This window comes from Amycolatopsis sp. cmx-8-4 (assembly GCF_046548675.1).
In the GTDB taxonomy this organism is placed as follows: domain Bacteria; phylum Actinomycetota; class Actinomycetes; order Mycobacteriales; family Pseudonocardiaceae; genus Amycolatopsis.
Window position 1 is genome coordinate 124,226 of record NZ_JAEBDZ010000013.1, and the last position, 16,564, is coordinate 140,789.

The window sequence follows — 16,564 nt, forward strand, 5'->3', positions numbered from 1 at the left end:
GGGTGTGGCCCCGGCACTCGCCGGGGCCACACCTGTTTCACGCCTCCCAGCGGATCCCGATCCGGCCCGCGACGTCGGCCTCGGCGACGTGCACGGTCCCGCCGGAGTCCGGCACCAGCTCACGGTCGGCGTCCTCGCCGTGGACGCGGACGCACTGCGCCGGCAGCTCGGCGAACCGGGCCTCGAGCAGGTAGTCGCGCACCGGCCGGTCGAAGATCCGCACGTACCCCCGCGCGACGGGCCGGGCCGGGAACGTCGCGCGGTATTCGACGACGACGGATTCGCCCGGCGCGGGCGGTGAGTCCAGCACGAGCTCGGCGGTCAGCCGGTCGTGGTCCAGGTCGTGCTCGACGCTGCCGACGCGGCAGTTGCGGTCCGCGACGATCTTCGGCGCCACGCCCGGCTCGAAGTGCCACCGCACCGGCCAGCGGTCCAGCCCGGCCCCGGTGGCGCGCAGGACGACGCGGGCCCGGACGGCCGAGAGCCCGCCGAGAGCGTCGATCTCCGCCCGGTCGTGCTGGCTCACGGTCACCAGTTGCCCGGCCCGGCCGCGGACCGGGGCCCGGCCACGCGGCCGCGGCGGCCCGAGCAGAGTCCCGAGGGAGCCGGCGGGCAGCTCGAGCACCTGCTCCAGCCCGGTGAGGACGCGCAGCGACTCGGCGCGTTCCGGACGGCGGCGGCCCGACTGCCAGAGACTGAGCGTGGGCACGCTGACCGACAGCCCGCGCCGGGCGAGCCGGTGGCGGATGCGGTCCAGGGACAGCCCGCGCGCGACGATCGCCGCCCGCAGCGCGGCCGGGAACGGCCCGTGCGCGAGCAGGTGGTCGAGGTCGGCCGGCCGTTCGGTGGCGCGGTGCATGAGGACTCCTCGGGACGGATCGGTCGCGGAGACACGCTCAGCGACAACAGACCCGTCTCGCGGACGCCGTCGGACACGGTCGTGTGAGACGCCATCCCGTTGCCATGCACCGAAAGTAAGAACACGTACGTGAAGTGTCAACGATGTCCGAATCATGAACATTTCTCACGACGTGCCGCGGACGCATCCCGTGCCCGTGTTGGCCACTCCGGTCGCCGTGTCGGCCCCTCCGGTCGCCATGTTGGCCCCTCCGGTCGCCGTGGCGGCTGCCGGGAGGCTGCGAGGTCGATCGCGAACGGCCGACACCAGTGACCGGAGTAGCCAACACTCTGACCGGAGTGGCCAACACAGTGCCCGGAGTGGCCAACACGGCGACCGGAAGCGCCAACACGCGCTACGTGCGGACGCACTCCTGGCGCAAGCCGTCGAGCATCACGGTCGTCAAGTGGTCGTCGGGCCGGGCGCCCGGGCGGCAGACCACCACCGCGAGCAGGGTGACGACGTCCGGCGGCGGGATGTCGCGGCGCACGGTGCCCTCCTGTTGCGCCCGCTGGACGACCCGCGCGAACAGGTCGTTGCTCTCCTGTTCCAGCTCGGGCAACCCGGTCCCGGCGGGCAGCGACCCGGCCAGCGACTTGGCCAGCGCCAGCGGCAGGCCGGCGCAGAACCGCACGATCGCCACCAGCGCCTGCCACGCGGTGTCCTCCCGCGCCAGCGCCCCGGCGCCGAACTCGATCAGCTCGCGCAACGCACCCGCGGCGATGTCCAGCAGCAGTGCCTGCCGGTCCGGGAAGTGCCGGTACAGGGTGCCGACGCCCACCCCGGCCGCCTGGGCGATGGTGTCCATGCAGACGTCCGGGCCGCGCTCGGCGAACAGGGTCAGGGCGGCCGCGGCGATCCGCTCGCGGTTGCGCTGCGCGTCCGCTCGCATCGACGTCCTCCCATCAACCGGAATATCACCTTCAGCTTAGGGTACGGTGGTTCCGGAAGATGAAGTTCCGGTTCACTTTGGAGGCAGGATGCGGATCGGCCTGTACGTCCCCAGTGCGGACGTGACCCTGGACGACATCGGCGCGCAGGTCGGCGCCGCGGAAACCGCGAGGCTGGACAGCGTCTTCTTCCCCCAGCTGACGGCGTGGGACGCCCTGACGGTGGCGGCCCTGGTCGGGCAGCGGGTGCCGCGGATCGGCCTGGGCACCGCGGTCGTGCGGACCTACGCCGTGCACCCCCTGGCGCTGGCCGGGCAGGCGCTGAGCGTGCAGGCCGCCATCGGGAACCGGCTGACGCTGGGCATCGGGCCCAGCCACCGCGAGATCATCGAGGGCCAGTACGGCTTGTCGTTCGACCGCCCCGCGCGCCACGTCCGCGAATACCTGCAGGTGCTGCGACCCCTGCTGCGCGGCGAAGAAGTCGAGCAGCGCGGGGAGGCCGTCAGCGCCGCGGGGATCGTCGACGTCCCGGGCAGCACGCCGCCGTCGGTGCTGGTCTCGGCCCTCGGGCCGGTGATGCTGCGGATCGCCGGGGAGCTCGCGGACGGCACGACCACGGTCTGGGCCGGGCCCGAGGTGATCGGCGACCACATCGTGCCGGCCGTCACGCGAGCCGCCGCGGCGGCCGGACGGCCCGCGCCGCGTGTCGTGGCCACGATCCCGGTGAGCGTGACGGCCGACCCGGACGGCGTCCGCGCGGACCTCGCCGCCCGGCTGGGCGCCGCCAGCCGGTTCGCCAGCTACCGCCGTCTCCTGGGCGAGCAGGGCAAGACCGACACGTCCGAGACCCTCGTGGCGGGCGACGAGGACGCGGTCGCGGTCGCGATCCACCGCTTCGCCGAAGCCGGCGTCACCGAGCTGGTGGCCAGCGTGGCCGGCGGCGAAGGCGATCGCGCCCGGACCGTCGAAACCCTGAGGCACCTGCGGGAAGCCCTGCCCCAGAACGACGTTTCGTGACCCCTACGGCCTGATCGGCGCCCCGGCGTCCGGCACACCCGCGTAATCAGGCAGCTCGACGCCGTTGATCGCGCGCTCGACCAGCTCGGTGAGCGCCTCCATGTCGGGCTCCTCGCCCGGCTCGTCGTCCGGCCCGGGGACCGCGAGGCTGCGCACGTGCAACCGGCCGATCTCCTGGTTGGCCTCGACGAACGACCGCATCCGCCGCTCGTAGCCGGCGAACCCGGCCGCCGGGTCCCAGCCGGCGGCGGCCAGCTCCCCGGCCAGCAGGTAGGCGCCGACCAGGGCCAGCCCGGTGCCCTGCCCGGACATCGGCGACGCGCTGAACGCGGCGTCCCCGAGCAGCCCCACCCGGCCGCTCGACCAGCGGTCCAGCACCACCTGGGCGACCTGGTCGAGGTAGAAGTCCGGGGTGTCGTCCAGGTGCGCCAGGATCTGCGGCGCCAGCCAGCCCAGGCTGGCCATCCGCTCGCGCAGCAGGTCCTTCTGAGCCGCGATGTCGCGGTAGTCGACGTCGAAGTCGGCCGCGGGGAACGAGAACATGGCCATCGCCCGGGTGGCGTCCCGGATGGGCCGCAGGCTCGCGGAGCGCCCGGACGCCCGGTCCTGGTGGTCGAGCAGCCAGCGATCCAGCCCGAACTCGTTGGGCACGCTGTAGAAAGCGAGCACGAGCCCCAGGTGGCGGACGAACCGCTCGCGCCGCCCGAAGACCATCGCCCGCAGCGCCGAGTGCAGCCCGTCCGCCCCGATCACCAGGTCGAAGCGCCGCCGGACGCCACCCGCGAAGGTCACGTCGACGCCGGCCTCGTCCTGGATGAGCTCGGCGATCCGGTCGCCGAAGAGGTACTCGACACCGTCGCGGGTGTCGTCGTAGAGCACCTGGGACAGGTCCCCGCGCAGGATCTCGATCTCCGAGATGTACCCGTCGCCGCCGTCGTCCTCCGCGCTGAAGGTCTCCAGCACGGTCCCGGCCGCGTCCACGGTGTGCGCGCCGGCGGTCTGCGTGCGGGCCGCGCGCACCGCCGCGTCCAGCCCCATCCGCCGGATGACCTCCTTGGTCACCCCGCGCGCGTCCACCGCCTGCCCGCCGGGCCGCAGCCCGGGGGCGCGCTCGACCACGGTCACCTCGGCCCCGCGCCGGCGCAGCCAGTGGGCCAGCGCCGGCCCCGCGATGCTCGCCCCCGCCACCAGAACCCTGATACCGCTCACCGTGTCCCCCGCTCACCGTCCGGCTCTCGGTCCGAAGTGTACGGTGCGCCGCGGCCCCGGCGAACGACGCGACTACCGATCCGCCCGGCTTCTCCCGCTTCCGGCCGCCCGGAGATTTCCGGTGTCCGGCAACGATCCCGGCTCGCCGACGCCGAACAGCGACAGGAGCGGCCCCGGTCATCGCCGTCGTCACGATCGCCATCACGACCATCATCGAGTACAGCGCTCCACTCAGGACGCCGAGCTGGAGCCCGACGCTCAGCACCACCAGCTCGGTGCGGCCGCGGGTGTTCATCAACGCCCCCATCCCGAGGGCGTCACGGGTCCTTCGGAGCCTCGACCTCGGGCTGCGCGGTGGTGGTCGCCGACATCATCTTCACCTCCTTCCGCCAGGTTTCCGGTTGATGGTGGCGGCCGACCCGAAGGAGCGTGACCGCCTGCAGGTTCCGGCGGTCACGCTGGGCGTCGGCGCGGAGCGCGGACTGGCGGCGGAAGTGGGGCCTGCTGGCCGGAGTTCCGGACTTCGACGTCCTCGTCGAGGCAGGCGTGGAGAACGGCGAGTGTGATCGCGGCGCCGCCTCCCTTGGGAGACGGCGCCGCGATCGGCTCGGCGGGGGTCAGGCCAGGGTGAGGCCGTAGGACGAAAGCTCACGGGTCAGCGGGTAGAAGTAGCTGACGGTCGTGTTCCCGCCGGACAGGGTGCCGAGGCCCTTGGAACCGTCGTAGGCCGGGCCGCCGGAGTCACCGTGGTCGGTGTGGGCGGTGGTCCCGAACTCGTGGTTGAGCACGCCGACGTCGAAGTTGACCGACTGGTCGACCGACGTCACCTGGCCGGTGCCGCCGCCGGTGGTCGAGCCCTGCTTCGAGATGCGCTCGCCGACCTTCGGCGCGGCCGCGCTGGTGATGGTCTGGCCGGTGTTGATGCGGCCGGGACCGGAGCCGTTCGGGCGGGTCAGCAGACCGGAGTCCGCGCCGGGGCAGTCACTCCGGACCACCCGTGCGCCGCTGACGTCGCCACCGGACCAGGTGCCGCCGAGGTTGGTGCAGTGCCCGGCGGTGAGCAGGTACGGGGTGCTGCCGCTCTTGACGTTGAACCCGAGCGAGCAGCGCGCGCTGCTGTTCTGGATCGCGTCACCGTCGGCGATGTACAGCTCGAGCTTGCCGGTCTTGTACTCGACGCGGGCGCTGTCGCCGTACTGCTTGGCGGCGGTGACGACCTTGTCCGCGGTCGCCTTGGTGGCGGCCGAGAAGATGGTCACGACGACCTGGTTGGTGGAAGTGTCGATGCCCCAAGAGGTTTGCGGCACGTTGCGGACGTTGTCGAGGGCGTTCTTGACACCGGTCAGCGCGGTGAAGCTGTGGGTGACCTTCTTGGCGGTGAGACCGGCCGCTTCGACTTTTTGCGCGCCGGCGTCGTCCAGGACGTTGACGATCGCCTTGCCGTTGTCGAGGTAGTAGCCGCCCGACGCGGCACCGAGGGCATCGGTCACCTGGTCGGCCTGGGTCATGGCGTTGCCCTGGGCGAGGGTGAACGCCGCCTCGGCCGACAGTGGCGCGGCGTGGGCTGCCGGGACGCAGAGCGCGCAGGCCAGGGCGGCCGAGGCGAATGCGGTGAAGCCGGCGAGTTTCCGGGAAGTCATCAAAATCCTCCGAGTCGTCTTTGGGGGGAAGACTGGCGTGAGGGGTGCTTGCCACGGTGGAACACTGCGTGACGATCCAGCTTCCGCGGGTGGTACACCACCGACGAAGGTTTGTTTTCAACCGAAAGCCCACTTGGAAAACGGACAAGGAGAATTTCGTGAAGTAAATCCACCATCGGGTGACCGGCGAGGATCACCGCACCACTCCGTCGCGTGGTCGCTTCCCGGCAACCCCGGACGAAATCACGATCGCCGCCGGGGACCTGGCCGACGTCGTCACGCGGCTCGAGCGGTAACGCTCCGGCGGCCACCTGCCCTTGCTCGGGTCGGCGGCCTGCGCCGGGCCGCGGACCTGGTGGCCCAGCCAGGTCCATCGGATCCACTGCCGCGACTCCCTCTCGAGGGGGAGCAAACCCGTCCTGGCGGGGGAAGTACCGCAGCGCCCGGGACGTCAGGGTTGCCGGCATGGACACCACTGATCTCGGCCCTTCCCCGAGGACGCGGCTTCCGGTGACGGCAGCTGCTGTGGCGAGCTTCGCGTTGAGCGTGCTGGGTGTGTACTGGCTCGTGAGGGATGTACCGAACCCGCTGGACCGTCCCGACCGCAAGTTCAGCTCGGCCCTGGCGGCCTACCCGGACGGCTGGGCCAACGGAATCTTCGCCGGCTGCGCCGTCATCGCACTGGCCGGAGCGCTGTGGCTCCAGGCAAGCCGCCGAGCGACAACCGCGGTGACCTGGGTGGCCGGCGCCTCGATCGTCGCGTTGCTGATCCTGATGGACGGCTCCGGCCTGATCCTCGCCGGCTACATCCCGGCCATCGTGATCGGTTCGGTCCTGGGTTTCGACCAGCTGAACCCGTCGGCCCTGCTGTCCCCGGGCCTGGCGCTGCAGGTGACCCTCCTGTTCACCGTGGCCGCGTTCGCAACGGTCGTCGCCGGGCGGCTGCGCCTCGGGCTCGGCGACGCCGGACCGACGCCGGCCGATCGGGCGCGGCGGCTCGCCAAGGCGAAGGCCCGGACCCGGTTCTGGACGAAGATCGCGATGGAAGCACCGGCTCTCTACGCGCTCACCCGCGTGCTGATGTTCTTCTGCGTGCCGGGATTCCACATGTTCGGCTTCGGCGAACCGATCCTGTGGGCGGGTCTCGGTCTGGCCGCGTCGGCCGCCGCGGGTGCCTGGCTCACCAGCGGACTGATCCGGCCCTGGGGCGAAACATTCCCCCGCTGGATCCCCCTGCTGCGCGGCAGGCGCGTTCCCATCCGGCTGGCGGTGGTGCCCGGCCTCGTGGTCTCGGTGATGGTGGCGACCACCGCCAAGGACCTCCTGCTGACGTTCGCCACGAGCGCCTCGGGCCGTGCCGCGGTGACCGACTGGCCGCTGGTCACGCTGCCGATGCTGCTGTGGCCCCTGTGGGCCTTCGCCTTGGCGATGGCCGCGGCCGGTTACGGCATCCGCCGACGGCTGAGCGAAGCGGAACCGACATCGGTCAGCCACAGCAGTGACCCGGAACCGCTGACATGACGCCGCCGCACCGCTCTCGGAAGCGTTACGCCCCTTCGTCCTCGGCCACAAACGTGCGCGGGAGTGCGAGGTGTTCGAACGCGCCGCGCCTTGCCGACTCACGCCGGAGTCGCGCGACACCGCCGGGGCGGGTTTCGCGCCGATGCGTTGTCAGTCGGATTCGAGGAGCTCAGCCAGCCTGAGGGTGTCTTCGAGGTAGCGCTCGTAGGGGAACCCCGCGGCGATGAGCCCCGCGCGGAACTCGTCGTAAAGAGGTTTTCCGTTGACGTGAAAGGCTTTGCGACCGGTCTCGGTGAGCGTGACCAGACGCCGCCGCGCATGGGCGGGGTCGACGACCACCCGCACCAGGCCGTCGGCCTCCAAGGATCGCAGCGCCCGGCTGATCGCCGGGTCCGATACCGACATCGCCTGCGCCAGCCGGTGCTGCGTTGCCGGTTCGATGTCCTCCAGGGTGCCGAGCAGCCGGATCTGGCTGTAGGTCAGGCCGTCCTGGCCATCGGTGCGCCGCCGGGCCGCGTCGCCCAGCAGCATGACCACGCGGTGCAGCAAGTCTGCGAGTCCTTCGTCCACGTGGTCAGCCTAACAGAGTGTTGACTAGTTAATGTTAACCATGCAAGATTCACGGCATGGACAACTTCGGTTTCTTCGCCCAGTCAGCCTTTCCCCTGGTCTGGATCCTGGTCCCGGCCATCGGCGCCTACCTGCGCGGCCGCCACGCCACCTCCACCCGGGAGCGGCTGGAGATCTGGCAGCGCTGGTGGGCCATCGGCGCCTTCGGCATCGGCAGCCTGTGGATGACGGTGGCGTTCCTCGCCGTCCCGGACGTGATGGCCACCGCGATCGGCTTTCCCCGGACGCCGTTCCTGTTCGAGATCGCCTTCGCCAACCTCGGGCTGGCCATCATGGGCTTCCGCGCCGCTTCGGCATCGGCGCGCGAGCGCATCACCATCGGTCTCGGCGGCGGCATGTTCCTGTGGGGCGCGCTCGTCGGCCACGTCTACCAGTGGTTCGCGAACGGCGACCACGCGCCGGGCAACACCGGCGGCGTCCTCGTCAACGACCTGCTGATCCCGGGGGTCATGATCGTCCTCGCCGTGCGGTCCCGGCGCCTGGCCGCCACGCCCTCGCCGGCCGGCCCCGTCGCCGTCTGAACCCGCGGGAGCCGACCACCATGGGAACCCAGCACAGCGACAACGAGACCGGCGAAGCGCGCACGGCCGCCGCCGACCGGCTCACCATGTTCGTCGACGCGGTGATCGCGATCGCGCTCACCCTGCTCGCCCTGGAACTGCCCGTCCCCACCGGCGACACCACCGACGCCATGCTGAGCTCGGCGTTGGCCCACGGCAAGGAGTACCTGGCCTTCGCGCTCAGCTTCACGGTGATCGCCGCCCACTGGCGCGCCCACCACGAGATCTTCCGCTACGTCGGCTCGCTGAGCCCCCGCCTGACCAGCCTCACCCTGGTGTGGCTGTTCATGCAGGTCGTGATGCCGTTCGCCACCCGGGTGCTCACCGCCGACGGCGCCTTCCCGCCCCGGTTCAGCCTCTACGCGCTCGTGCAGGTCTTCGCGTCCGCGACGTTCGCGCTGATCATCCGGGAGATCCGGCGCGAACGCCTGTACCGCACGGACGTCGCGCCGCCGGAATTCGCCCAGAGCCTGGTGCGCAGCATCTGCCTGGCCGCTGTCTTCGGGCTGTCCGTTCCCCTTTCGTTCCTGATCACCGGCACCGGCGCGTACCTGTGCTGGCTCGCGGCGCCGATCGTGCTCGCCGTCGCCCGCCGCATCCAGAGCCGCGCCGTCCGGTGACGCCCTACTTCGGTGCCTGGAAGCCGCCGATCTCCTGCTCCAGCAGCTCGGCCAGCCGCAACGGGGTGCGGTCCTGGAACATCGGGCCGATGAGCTGCACCCCGACCGGCAGGCCCTCGGGAGACCGGCCGGCGGGGACGGCGGTGGCGGGCAGCCCGGGCATGGTCGCCAGGCCGGCCCAGACGAGCTGGTCGAAGTACGGGTACTCGACGCCGTCGACGTCGACGCGCCGTTCCAGCGGATTCGGGTCGTGGTCGTGCGGGAACGCGGGCGTCGGCGTGATCGGGCACACCACGGCGTCGAACTCGGCGAACAGCCGCCGCCAGCCGTGGCGGTGCACCTCGCGGCGGTTGCTCGCCGCCAGCCAGTCGCCGTGACTGAGCACCATGGCGCGCAGCCGCACGGTGTCCAGGCTCCGGTCGTCCGCGCTCAGCCCGGCGACGCGGGTCCGCAGCTGCTCGAGCGATTCGACGGGAAACCGCGCGGGGGAACCCGAAATCAGCAGCTGCATGTAGAGCGTCGCCGCCTCGGTCGGATCGGGCAGCAGCGGACTGTGCCGGGCGACGCGGGCACCGCCGTCGACGAGCGCGGCGGCCACCCGGTCCACGCCCGCCCGCACGGCGGACCCGGTCGGAATGAGCGGATGCTCGTCGAGGACCAGGACCCGGAAATCGCCGAGCCGCTCGTGGCGGGCGGGCGGCAGCGCCACCCGGTGCGCCACGCCGGACGCCAGCGGGTCCGGTCCGGCCATGACGTCGAGCAGGAGCGTGAGGTCGCGGGCGGTGCGCGCCATCGGACCGACGACGGCGAGGTCGAGGTCGGCCGGCAACGCCGGCTCGGCCGGCGGGACCATCCCACGACTGGCCGCCAGTCCGAGCGACGGCTTGTGCGCGTAGACGCCGCAGAAGTGCGCGGGGGTGCGCAGCGAGCCGGCGATGTCGGAACCGATGGACAGCGCGCCGAACCCGGACGCCAGGGCCGCCGCCGACCCGCCGGAGGATCCACCCGCCGTGCGACCGTGATCCCACGGGTTGGTGGTGGTGCCGTAGATCTCGTTGAAGCTCTGGATGTCCTGCAGCCCCAACGGCACATTGGTCTTGCCGAGCACCACCGCGCCCGCGTCCTTCAGCCGCGACACCTGGACCGCGTCCTCGGCCGGCACGTAGTCCCGGTGTGGCGGCATGCCCCAGGTCGTGGGCAGCCCGGCGATGTTGTACGACTCCTTGACCGTCACCGGAACGCCGAGCAGCGGCCGGTCCTCCCCCCGCGCGCGGGCCTGGTCGGCCCGGCGTGCGGCGGCCCGCGCACGGTCGAAGTCCCGCACGCAGATCGCGTTGATCACCTCGTCGTCACGCTCGATGCGGGCGATCGCCTCGTCGGTCAGTTCCACCGACGTCACCGCACCGGCACGCAACGCGGCAACGAGTTCTCCGGCCGGCTGAAAGCTCCATTTCATGAATTCGAAGCTATCGACCCGCCACAGAAGACACGAAATTCCGGTTCACGCAACGGGGAGGCCCAATGAGTCAGCTTCACGCGCACTCGTTCCACCGCCGAAGGTGGCCCACCGCAGGTCACAGGGCTAAAGCGGGAAATGTAACCCGCTCGGGCCATGAAGTGCCGCATCGCGCAACAGGATGGATGTCTCAATTCCTGGCCGCCGACCGGGCTGTCGCCGCGCACGTTCTGGTGACTGGTGTACAGAATGCGCTGTGCGCCCGCGGCGACCGCGGCCTCGATCGCGGTGCGGTGCAGCCCGGTTCCGTCGCCGCCGGGGTCGTTCTGGGAGACCAGCAGCACCCGCTCGGCGCCCTCGAACGAGTCACGCAGAGCGGCCGGGTCGTCGTAGGAGGCGCGCCGCACGCGCACGCCTCGGTCGGCGAAGTGCCGCGCCTTGGCGACATCGCGGACGCTGACGCCGATCCGGTCCGCGGAGACGTGCGCGAGCAGGTGCTCGACGGCGGCGCCGCCCAGGGCGCCGGTAGCGCCGGTGATGACGATCATGATCATTGCCTCCTGGGTAATCGAGGACCGGCACTCACCGGCGCTGGAACAGCGGCAGCAGGATGTCGTCGACGATGTGCTCGACGAAGCTCCGGTCGCTGGGCTCCCCCACGACCACGAGCCGGTGCACGATGAGCGCCGGAACGATCTCGGCGAACAGCTTGTCCGCCCCGGGGACGAGGTGTTCGCCCCGCGCGCCGCCGAAGGGCTGCTCGGTCATCGCCGCTTCGTCGCGCCGCAGGATTCGCCGCATCTGCGCCGCCAGGTCCGGATCGCTGCGCATGCCGGCGAACAGAGCGCCGAGCAGCCCGACTTCCTGCTCGGCGATCTGCTCGGCCAGCCATGCCACGGTCCGCACCAGGGCCTGCCGCAGATCATCGGTCCCGGTCGCGGGCGGAACGCTCGCCGCGCGGTGCTCGACCGCCGCGGCCACCAGCACGGCCTTGCCGGCGTAGCGCCGGTAGATCGTGGGTTTGCCCACGCCGGCTTCGGCCGCGACCGACTCGATGGACAGCTGGTCGTAGCCGACTTCGACCAGCAGTTTCAGTGTCGCGTCGAGGATCGCCAGGTCCCGGCCGGTGTCGCGCGGTCTGCCCCGAGCGGGCCGCGCGTCGCGGGCACTGGGCACGCCCACCTCCTATTTGTGAAACGAAACCGGTACGTAATCAAATGTAGCCCCGCCCGCACCGGAGAGCAACCTCGACGTGGTCATCCTCCGGCGGAGTAACAGCACCTGTGGCGTCTCCCAGGCCGCCGGTCCCGCCGACGAACCCGAGCGCCGGGAACCCCAGCCGCGGCTCGAGCGAGCCGGCTCGCCTGCTTCACCCTGAGCCGTCTCGGGCCGCGACCGGTCAGCCGGCGGTGTCCCGGAGCCCGGCGGCGAGCAGTTCCCGCAGCGCGTCGGACAGCGACGCGAACATCGGGACGCCCGCGGCCAGGCCGGTGATGCGGAACAGCCGTGCGAGCGTGCGGCTACTCGCCACCAGCCCGAAGTGCCGCCCCTCGGCCCCGGCCCGTTCGGCGGCCGCCGCCAGGGCGCGGGCGCCGGCGAGGCCGACGAACGCGATCTGGGTGAGGTCCACCAGCGTCGTACCCGGTGGGGTGTCGCGCAGCTCGCGCTCCAGGATCGGGACGGTCAGGGCGTCGATCTCCCCGGCGAAGGTCAGGATCAGCAGGCCGGGACGGTACTCCGTCCGGCGCGCCGCGAGGGGGCGCGGGCCGGAGACGGGGATCGGTAGCTGAGGGGACACGGGTTCGGCTGGCCTTCCGCGCCGGCGGGCCGGCGTCGCGGGAAAGTGATCAAGGACGGGATCGTGATACCCAAACCTCCGGCCGGGAAACGCGCTATCCGGGTGGGGACCGGCCGCTCTAGGCTGCACACCGTGATCTCCGGTGGCTGGGACTGGGATCCGTCGCTGTATTCCGGCAGCGCGGCGTACTACGCGCGCGGCCGCGCTGCCTACCCAGACACCCTCGCGGAGGCGTTCACGGCCGAGCTGGGGCTCGACGGGACCGGCCGGCTGCTCGACGTCGGCTGCGGACCCGGGTCGCTGACCTTGCTTCTGGCCGGCCGGTTCGACGAAACCGTCGGTCTGGACGCCGATCCGGACATGCTCGCCGAGGCGGCCCGGCGCGCGGCGGACGCGGAGGTCCGCACCTGCCGGTGGGTGCACCGGCGGGCCGAGGAGCTGCCCGCGGATCTGGGCGAATTCCGCTTGGTCACCTTCGCCCAGTCGTTCCACTGGCTGGACCGCCCGGCGGTCGCGGCGGCCGTGCACGGGATGCTGGCCGCCGGCGGCGCCTGCGCCCACGTCCACGCCATGACGCACCAAGGCGTCGATCCGGACGACCAAGCACCGCCGCACGACGCGATCACCGACCTCGTGCGGCGGTACCTCGGCTCGGTGCGCCGCGCGGGCCAGGGCGTGCTCCCCGACGGCACGGCGGCGGGCGAGCCGGAGATCTACCGCGCGGCCGGGTTCCGCGGGCCGCGGCGGTTCGAGGTGCCGGGCCGGGTCGTCACGAAGGACGCCGACGCCGTGGTCGCCGCGGTCTTCTCGCTGTCCAGCGCGGCACCGCACTTGTTCGGCGACCGTCGCGAAGCGTTCGAGGCCGACTTGCGGCAGCTCCTGCACGAGGCCAACCCGGCGGGCGTCTTCACCGAGCGGCTGCGGGAGATCTCCGTCGACCTCTGGTGGCCCTGAGCCGTTCGGAGCACCGCACCCGGCCAGATCGCGGGACACATCCGGGCCGGCTCTGGACAGCCGTCGAACGCCTGTGCTCTGATCACCACCACCAGATTTACAACGTTGTAAGCGGTCCCGGGAACGGAGCAGCCCGTTGGCATCGAACGGTTGGCGGAGGTCCTGCGCGGTCGTCGCGGTCCTGAGCACGGTGGCGGCCTTGACGGTCGCCGGATCCGGACCGGCGGCGGGCACGTCCCGGCCGCGGACGGTGTCCGCGGGCGACGCGCGCTTCCAAGTGCTCTCCCCCACCCTGATCCGGACCGAGTACGCCGCCGACGGCAAGTTCCTCGACCGCCCCACCTTCACCGCGATCGGCCGGGACGCGTTCGGGCCGACGTCGTTCAGCTCGACCACTTCCGGCGGCTGGCTGACGATCCGGACGAGCGCGGTCACCTTGCGGTACCAGCTCGGTTCGGGACCGTTCACCGCGCAGAACCTCGTCGTGCAGGAGAACGCCGGCCCGACGCCGGTCATCTCGACGCCGTGGCAGCGCCTGACGTGCGCGGCCGGCGCGCTGTGCGAGGCGGAAGACCTGCAGTACAGCGGGCTGGCCGTCGCCGCGGACCACACCGGTTACACCGGCGGCGGGTTCGTGGCCGGGTTCGAAGGCACCGGCAACTCGCTCTCCGCCGACGTCGACGTCCCCACGGCCGGCGCGTACCGCTTCGACGCCCGCTACGCCAACGCCGTCGCCGGGGACGGCCAGCACGTCACGCGCACTCTGTCCCTCTCGGTCGACGGCGGCGCGAGCCAGACGGTCTCCCTGCCGGTCACCGCGAACTGGGACACGTGGAGCGTGGCGTCCGTCCCGCTGCAGCTGGCCGCGGGCCGGCACACGGTCGCCCTGACGCGCGCGGCCGCGGATTCGGGCAACGTCAACGTCGACAGCGTCGCGCTCCTGAGCCTCGACGCGAGCTACCCGCCGTCGTCGGCGAAAGCGATGCTGGACTGCCGCTTCGGCGTCGACTGCGAGGCGGAGTCCGCGCGCACCGCGGGTTCGGCGAAGCTCGCGTCCGACCACGCCGGGTACGCCGGCCAGGGCTTCCTCGCGGAGCTGAACCAGGGCTCGAGCCTGACCCAGCGGGTGGTCGCCGTGCCCGCCGACGGCACGTACTCCCTCCAGGTCCGCTACGCCAACGGCGTCGGCGGCGACGGCCTGCACCAGATGCGCACGGCGACGGCCTCGGCCGGCGGCGCCACGCAGGTGCTTTCCCTGCCCGCCACGGACAACTGGGACACCTGGGGCACCGCGTCCGTCCCGGTCGCGCTCAAAGCCGGCACGAACGACGTCACCCTCGGCTGTCCCGACCCCGCCAGCTGCCACGTCAACCTCGACACCCTCGCGGTGACGCCCGCCGGGGCGCCCGCGCCGGCGCCGCACCTCGCGCTCGGCGGCTACCGCCGCGGTCTCGACGGCGTGAACGGCGACAACGGCGACCCGAAGACGGTCCCCGGGCTGCTCTACCGCGACGGCTGGTACCTCCTCGACGACACCGTCTCGGCGGTCTACGACCAGCGGGCCGGCAAGCCCACCCCGCGCGGCGACCACGGCGGCAAGCCGTACCGCGACGGCTATATCTTCGGGTACGGCCACGACTACCAGCGGGCGCTGGGCGACCTGGCCACCCTCACCGGGCCGCCCGAGATGCTCCCCCGCTGGGCCTACGGCGTCTGGTACTCGGAGTACATCGACCGCACCGCGGCGGACTACGAGAACACGATCCTGCCGCGGTTCCGCGCGGAGGGCGTCCCGCTGGACGTCCTGGTCACCGACACCGACTTCAAGGCGCCCGACACCTGGAACGGGTGGGAGATCGATCCCGCGAAGTTCCCCGACCCGAAGGCGTTCTTCGACTGGTCCGCGGCGCAGGGCCTGCACAACACATTCAACACGCACCCGAGCATCCGCAGCACCGACCCGCAGTTCGCGCAGGCGCAGGCGACGGCCAAGGGCAAGCTCACGAAGACGGCCAACTGCGGGTCCGGCGGGGGCGGCGGGGGCGGCGGCGACTGCTACTCCTTCGACTGGGGCGACCCGAACCAGCTCAAGGCCTACCTGGACCTGCACAAGACGATGGACCGCCAGGGCGTGGACTTCTGGTGGCTGGACTGGTGCTGCGACGGCTCGCAGTCCTCTTTGGACGGTGTGACCCCGGACGCGTGGATCAACCAGCAGTACGCCGACGACGCGGACCGCGCGATCGGCCGCGGCTTCGTCATCTCCCGCGCCTACGGTTCGCTGCAGTCGGGCGGCTACGGCAACCCGGCCGCCGTGCCGACCGGCCCGTGGGCCGACAAGCGCTCGGCGATCCACTTCACCGGCGACACGTCGTCCACCTGGGGCACGCTGCGCATGGAGGTCGGCTACACCCCGGGTGAGGCGGCGGCGACCGGCATGTCCGCGGTCAGCCACGACATCGGCGGGCACAACGACACCACCGGCCTGCCCGGCTCCGAGACCTACGACGGCGGGCGCACCAGGAAGCTGCCGGACGACCTGTACGCGCGCTGGGTGCAGCTCGGCACGTTCCAGCCCATCGATCGCCTGCACAGCAACCACAGCGACCGGCTGCCGTGGCAGTACGGGCCCGAGGCCAAGGCGTCGGCGACGAAGTTCCTCAACCTGCGCGAGAACCTCGTGCCCTACACCTACACACTCGCCCAGCAGGCGGCCACGACCGGCGTCCCGGTGACCCGGCCGCTCTACCTCGACTACCCCGAAGAGCCGAACGCGTACCAGCTGGCCGGCAGCGAATACCTCTACGGGCCGGACATGCTGGTCGCGCCGGTCACCACCCCGGGCACGTCGGCGACGACGAACGTCTGGTTCCCGCAGGGTCAGTGGACGGACTACTTCACCGGCCGGACCTACGCCGGCGGGACGACCCAGGCGGTCACCACCGACCTGAGCACGATGCCGGTGTTCGTCAAGGCCGGCGGGATGGTGCCGAGCCGGACCAGGAACGTCACCGACGACGTCCGCAATCCGCTCGACGCGCTGACGCTCACCGTCGCCGAAGGCGCGTCGAGCACCTTCACGCTCTACGACGACAACGGCAGCAGCGGCCGGAGCGCGACCACCAAGGTCCGCTACACCGCGGGCAGCCACACCGTGCGGATCGACCCGTCGGACGGCTCTTTCCCCGGTCAGGTACGGGATCGCCGGTGGACGGTGACGTTCCTCGGGGCCACCGCGCCGAAGGCGGTCACGGCCGGCGGTGACCGGCTGCCGCCCGGCGCGTACCACTGGGACGCCGCGACGCACACCCTGACCGTCACGCTCCCGCCGCGGAGTGTCCACGCGCCGGTGACGGTCGCCTACAAGTGAG

General features: G+C 71.9%; 15 protein-coding genes. 6 read left to right on the plus strand and 9 right to left on the minus strand.

Annotated features, from left to right (window positions below; translation table 11 throughout):
* Positions 1–37: 37 nt before the first annotated feature.
* Positions 38–859 carry a hypothetical protein gene (locus tag ACLJQZ_RS27050; RefSeq protein ID WP_410622672.1) on the minus strand — a complete coding sequence of 274 codons (822 nt, stop codon included), beginning with the start codon at positions 857–859 and terminating at the stop codon, positions 38–40.
* Between the two features lie 394 nt (positions 860–1,253).
* Positions 1,254–1,790 (minus strand): TetR/AcrR family transcriptional regulator, encoded by a 537-nt coding sequence (locus ACLJQZ_RS27055; RefSeq protein WP_410622673.1) that lies wholly within the window; start codon positions 1,788–1,790, stop codon positions 1,254–1,256.
* 88 nt (positions 1,791–1,878) lie between these two features.
* Between ACLJQZ_RS27055 and ACLJQZ_RS27060 the strand changes: the two genes are divergently transcribed.
* Positions 1,879–2,805, plus strand: a complete 927-nt coding sequence (locus tag ACLJQZ_RS27060; protein ID WP_410622674.1) for a TIGR03564 family F420-dependent LLM class oxidoreductase — start codon at positions 1,879–1,881, stop codon at positions 2,803–2,805.
* A gap of 3 nt (positions 2,806–2,808) precedes the next feature.
* Here ACLJQZ_RS27060 and ACLJQZ_RS27065 read toward each other — a convergent pair whose 3' ends face one another.
* Positions 2,809–3,996 carry an FAD-dependent monooxygenase gene (locus ACLJQZ_RS27065; RefSeq protein ID WP_410622770.1) on the minus strand — a complete coding sequence of 396 codons (1,188 nt, stop codon included), beginning with the start codon at positions 3,994–3,996 and terminating at the stop codon, positions 2,809–2,811.
* A 635-nt stretch (positions 3,997–4,631) separates the two neighbouring features.
* Positions 4,632–5,654 (minus strand): S1 family peptidase, encoded by a 1,023-nt coding sequence (locus ACLJQZ_RS27070; protein WP_410622675.1) that lies wholly within the window; start codon positions 5,652–5,654, stop codon positions 4,632–4,634.
* Positions 5,655–6,164: 510 nt separating this feature from the next.
* Here ACLJQZ_RS27070 and ACLJQZ_RS27075 point away from each other — a divergent pair.
* Positions 6,165–7,175, plus strand: a complete 1,011-nt coding sequence (locus tag ACLJQZ_RS27075; RefSeq protein WP_410622676.1) for a hypothetical protein — start codon at positions 6,165–6,167, stop codon at positions 7,173–7,175.
* A 150-nt stretch (positions 7,176–7,325) separates the two neighbouring features.
* Here ACLJQZ_RS27075 and ACLJQZ_RS27080 read toward each other — a convergent pair whose 3' ends face one another.
* Entirely contained in the window at positions 7,326–7,745 is a 420-nt protein-coding gene (locus tag ACLJQZ_RS27080; protein ID WP_410622677.1) for a MarR family winged helix-turn-helix transcriptional regulator, read from the minus strand.
* A gap of 56 nt (positions 7,746–7,801) precedes the next feature.
* Between ACLJQZ_RS27080 and ACLJQZ_RS27085 the strand changes: the two genes are divergently transcribed.
* Positions 7,802–8,326: a DUF6790 family protein gene (locus ACLJQZ_RS27085; protein WP_410622678.1), complete on the plus strand. Its 525-nt coding sequence runs from the start codon at positions 7,802–7,804 to the stop codon at positions 8,324–8,326.
* A gap of 20 nt (positions 8,327–8,346) precedes the next feature.
* Positions 8,347–8,985, plus strand: coding sequence for a TMEM175 family protein (locus ACLJQZ_RS27090; protein WP_410622679.1), 639 nt, complete (start codon positions 8,347–8,349; stop codon positions 8,983–8,985).
* 4 nt (positions 8,986–8,989) lie between these two features.
* Here the strand turns inward: ACLJQZ_RS27090 and ACLJQZ_RS27095 are convergent, their stop codons facing one another.
* The 4 genes from ACLJQZ_RS27095 to ACLJQZ_RS27110 all read right to left on the minus strand — a co-directional run bounded on the left by ACLJQZ_RS27095 (position 8,990) and on the right by ACLJQZ_RS27110 (position 12,239).
* The gene (locus ACLJQZ_RS27095; protein WP_410622680.1) at positions 8,990–10,441 is read right to left on the minus strand and encodes an amidase; all 1,452 of its coding nucleotides are present in this window, start codon (positions 10,439–10,441) and stop codon (positions 8,990–8,992) included.
* Complete coding sequence (locus ACLJQZ_RS27100; protein WP_410622681.1) at positions 10,438–10,995, minus strand: NAD(P)H-binding protein; 558 nt, start codon at positions 10,993–10,995, stop codon at positions 10,438–10,440. Before ACLJQZ_RS27100 ends, ACLJQZ_RS27095 begins: the two co-directional genes overlap by 4 nt.
* A gap of 28 nt (positions 10,996–11,023) precedes the next feature.
* Complete coding sequence (locus ACLJQZ_RS27105; protein ID WP_410622682.1) at positions 11,024–11,617, minus strand: TetR/AcrR family transcriptional regulator; 594 nt, start codon at positions 11,615–11,617, stop codon at positions 11,024–11,026.
* Between the two features lie 223 nt (positions 11,618–11,840).
* On the minus strand, positions 11,841–12,239 hold the full coding sequence (locus tag ACLJQZ_RS27110) for an STAS domain-containing protein (protein WP_410622683.1): 399 nt from the start codon (positions 12,237–12,239) through the stop codon (positions 11,841–11,843).
* A gap of 132 nt (positions 12,240–12,371) precedes the next feature.
* Here ACLJQZ_RS27110 and ACLJQZ_RS27115 point away from each other — a divergent pair, with 132 nt between their 5' ends.
* Positions 12,372–13,193 carry a class I SAM-dependent methyltransferase gene (locus ACLJQZ_RS27115; protein ID WP_410622684.1) on the plus strand — a complete coding sequence of 274 codons (822 nt, stop codon included), beginning with the start codon at positions 12,372–12,374 and terminating at the stop codon, positions 13,191–13,193.
* Positions 13,194–13,329: 136 nt separating this feature from the next.
* Complete coding sequence (locus tag ACLJQZ_RS27120) at positions 13,330–16,563, plus strand: TIM-barrel domain-containing protein (protein ID WP_410622685.1); 3,234 nt, start codon at positions 13,330–13,332, stop codon at positions 16,561–16,563.
* The last annotated feature ends 1 nt before the right edge of the window (position 16,564 follow it).

Coding starts and splice junctions, on each gene's coding strand:
- ACLJQZ_RS27050 (WP_410622672.1), bottom strand. CDS start 859: ATGCACCGCGCCACCGAACGGCCGGCCGACCTCGACCACCTGCTCGCG.
- ACLJQZ_RS27055 (WP_410622673.1), bottom strand. CDS start 1,790: ATGCGAGCGGACGCGCAGCGCAACCGCGAGCGGATCGCCGCGGCCGCC.
- ACLJQZ_RS27060 (WP_410622674.1), top strand. CDS start 1,879: ATGCGGATCGGCCTGTACGTCCCCAGTGCGGACGTGACCCTGGACGAC.
- ACLJQZ_RS27070 (WP_410622675.1), bottom strand. CDS start 5,654: ATGACTTCCCGGAAACTCGCCGGCTTCACCGCATTCGCCTCGGCCGCC.
- ACLJQZ_RS27085 (WP_410622678.1), top strand. CDS start 7,802: ATGGACAACTTCGGTTTCTTCGCCCAGTCAGCCTTTCCCCTGGTCTGG.
- ACLJQZ_RS27090 (WP_410622679.1), top strand. CDS start 8,347: ATGGGAACCCAGCACAGCGACAACGAGACCGGCGAAGCGCGCACGGCC.
- ACLJQZ_RS27095 (WP_410622680.1), bottom strand. CDS start 10,441: ATGAAATGGAGCTTTCAGCCGGCCGGAGAACTCGTTGCCGCGTTGCGT.
- ACLJQZ_RS27100 (WP_410622681.1), bottom strand. CDS start 10,995: ATGATCATGATCGTCATCACCGGCGCTACCGGCGCCCTGGGCGGCGCC.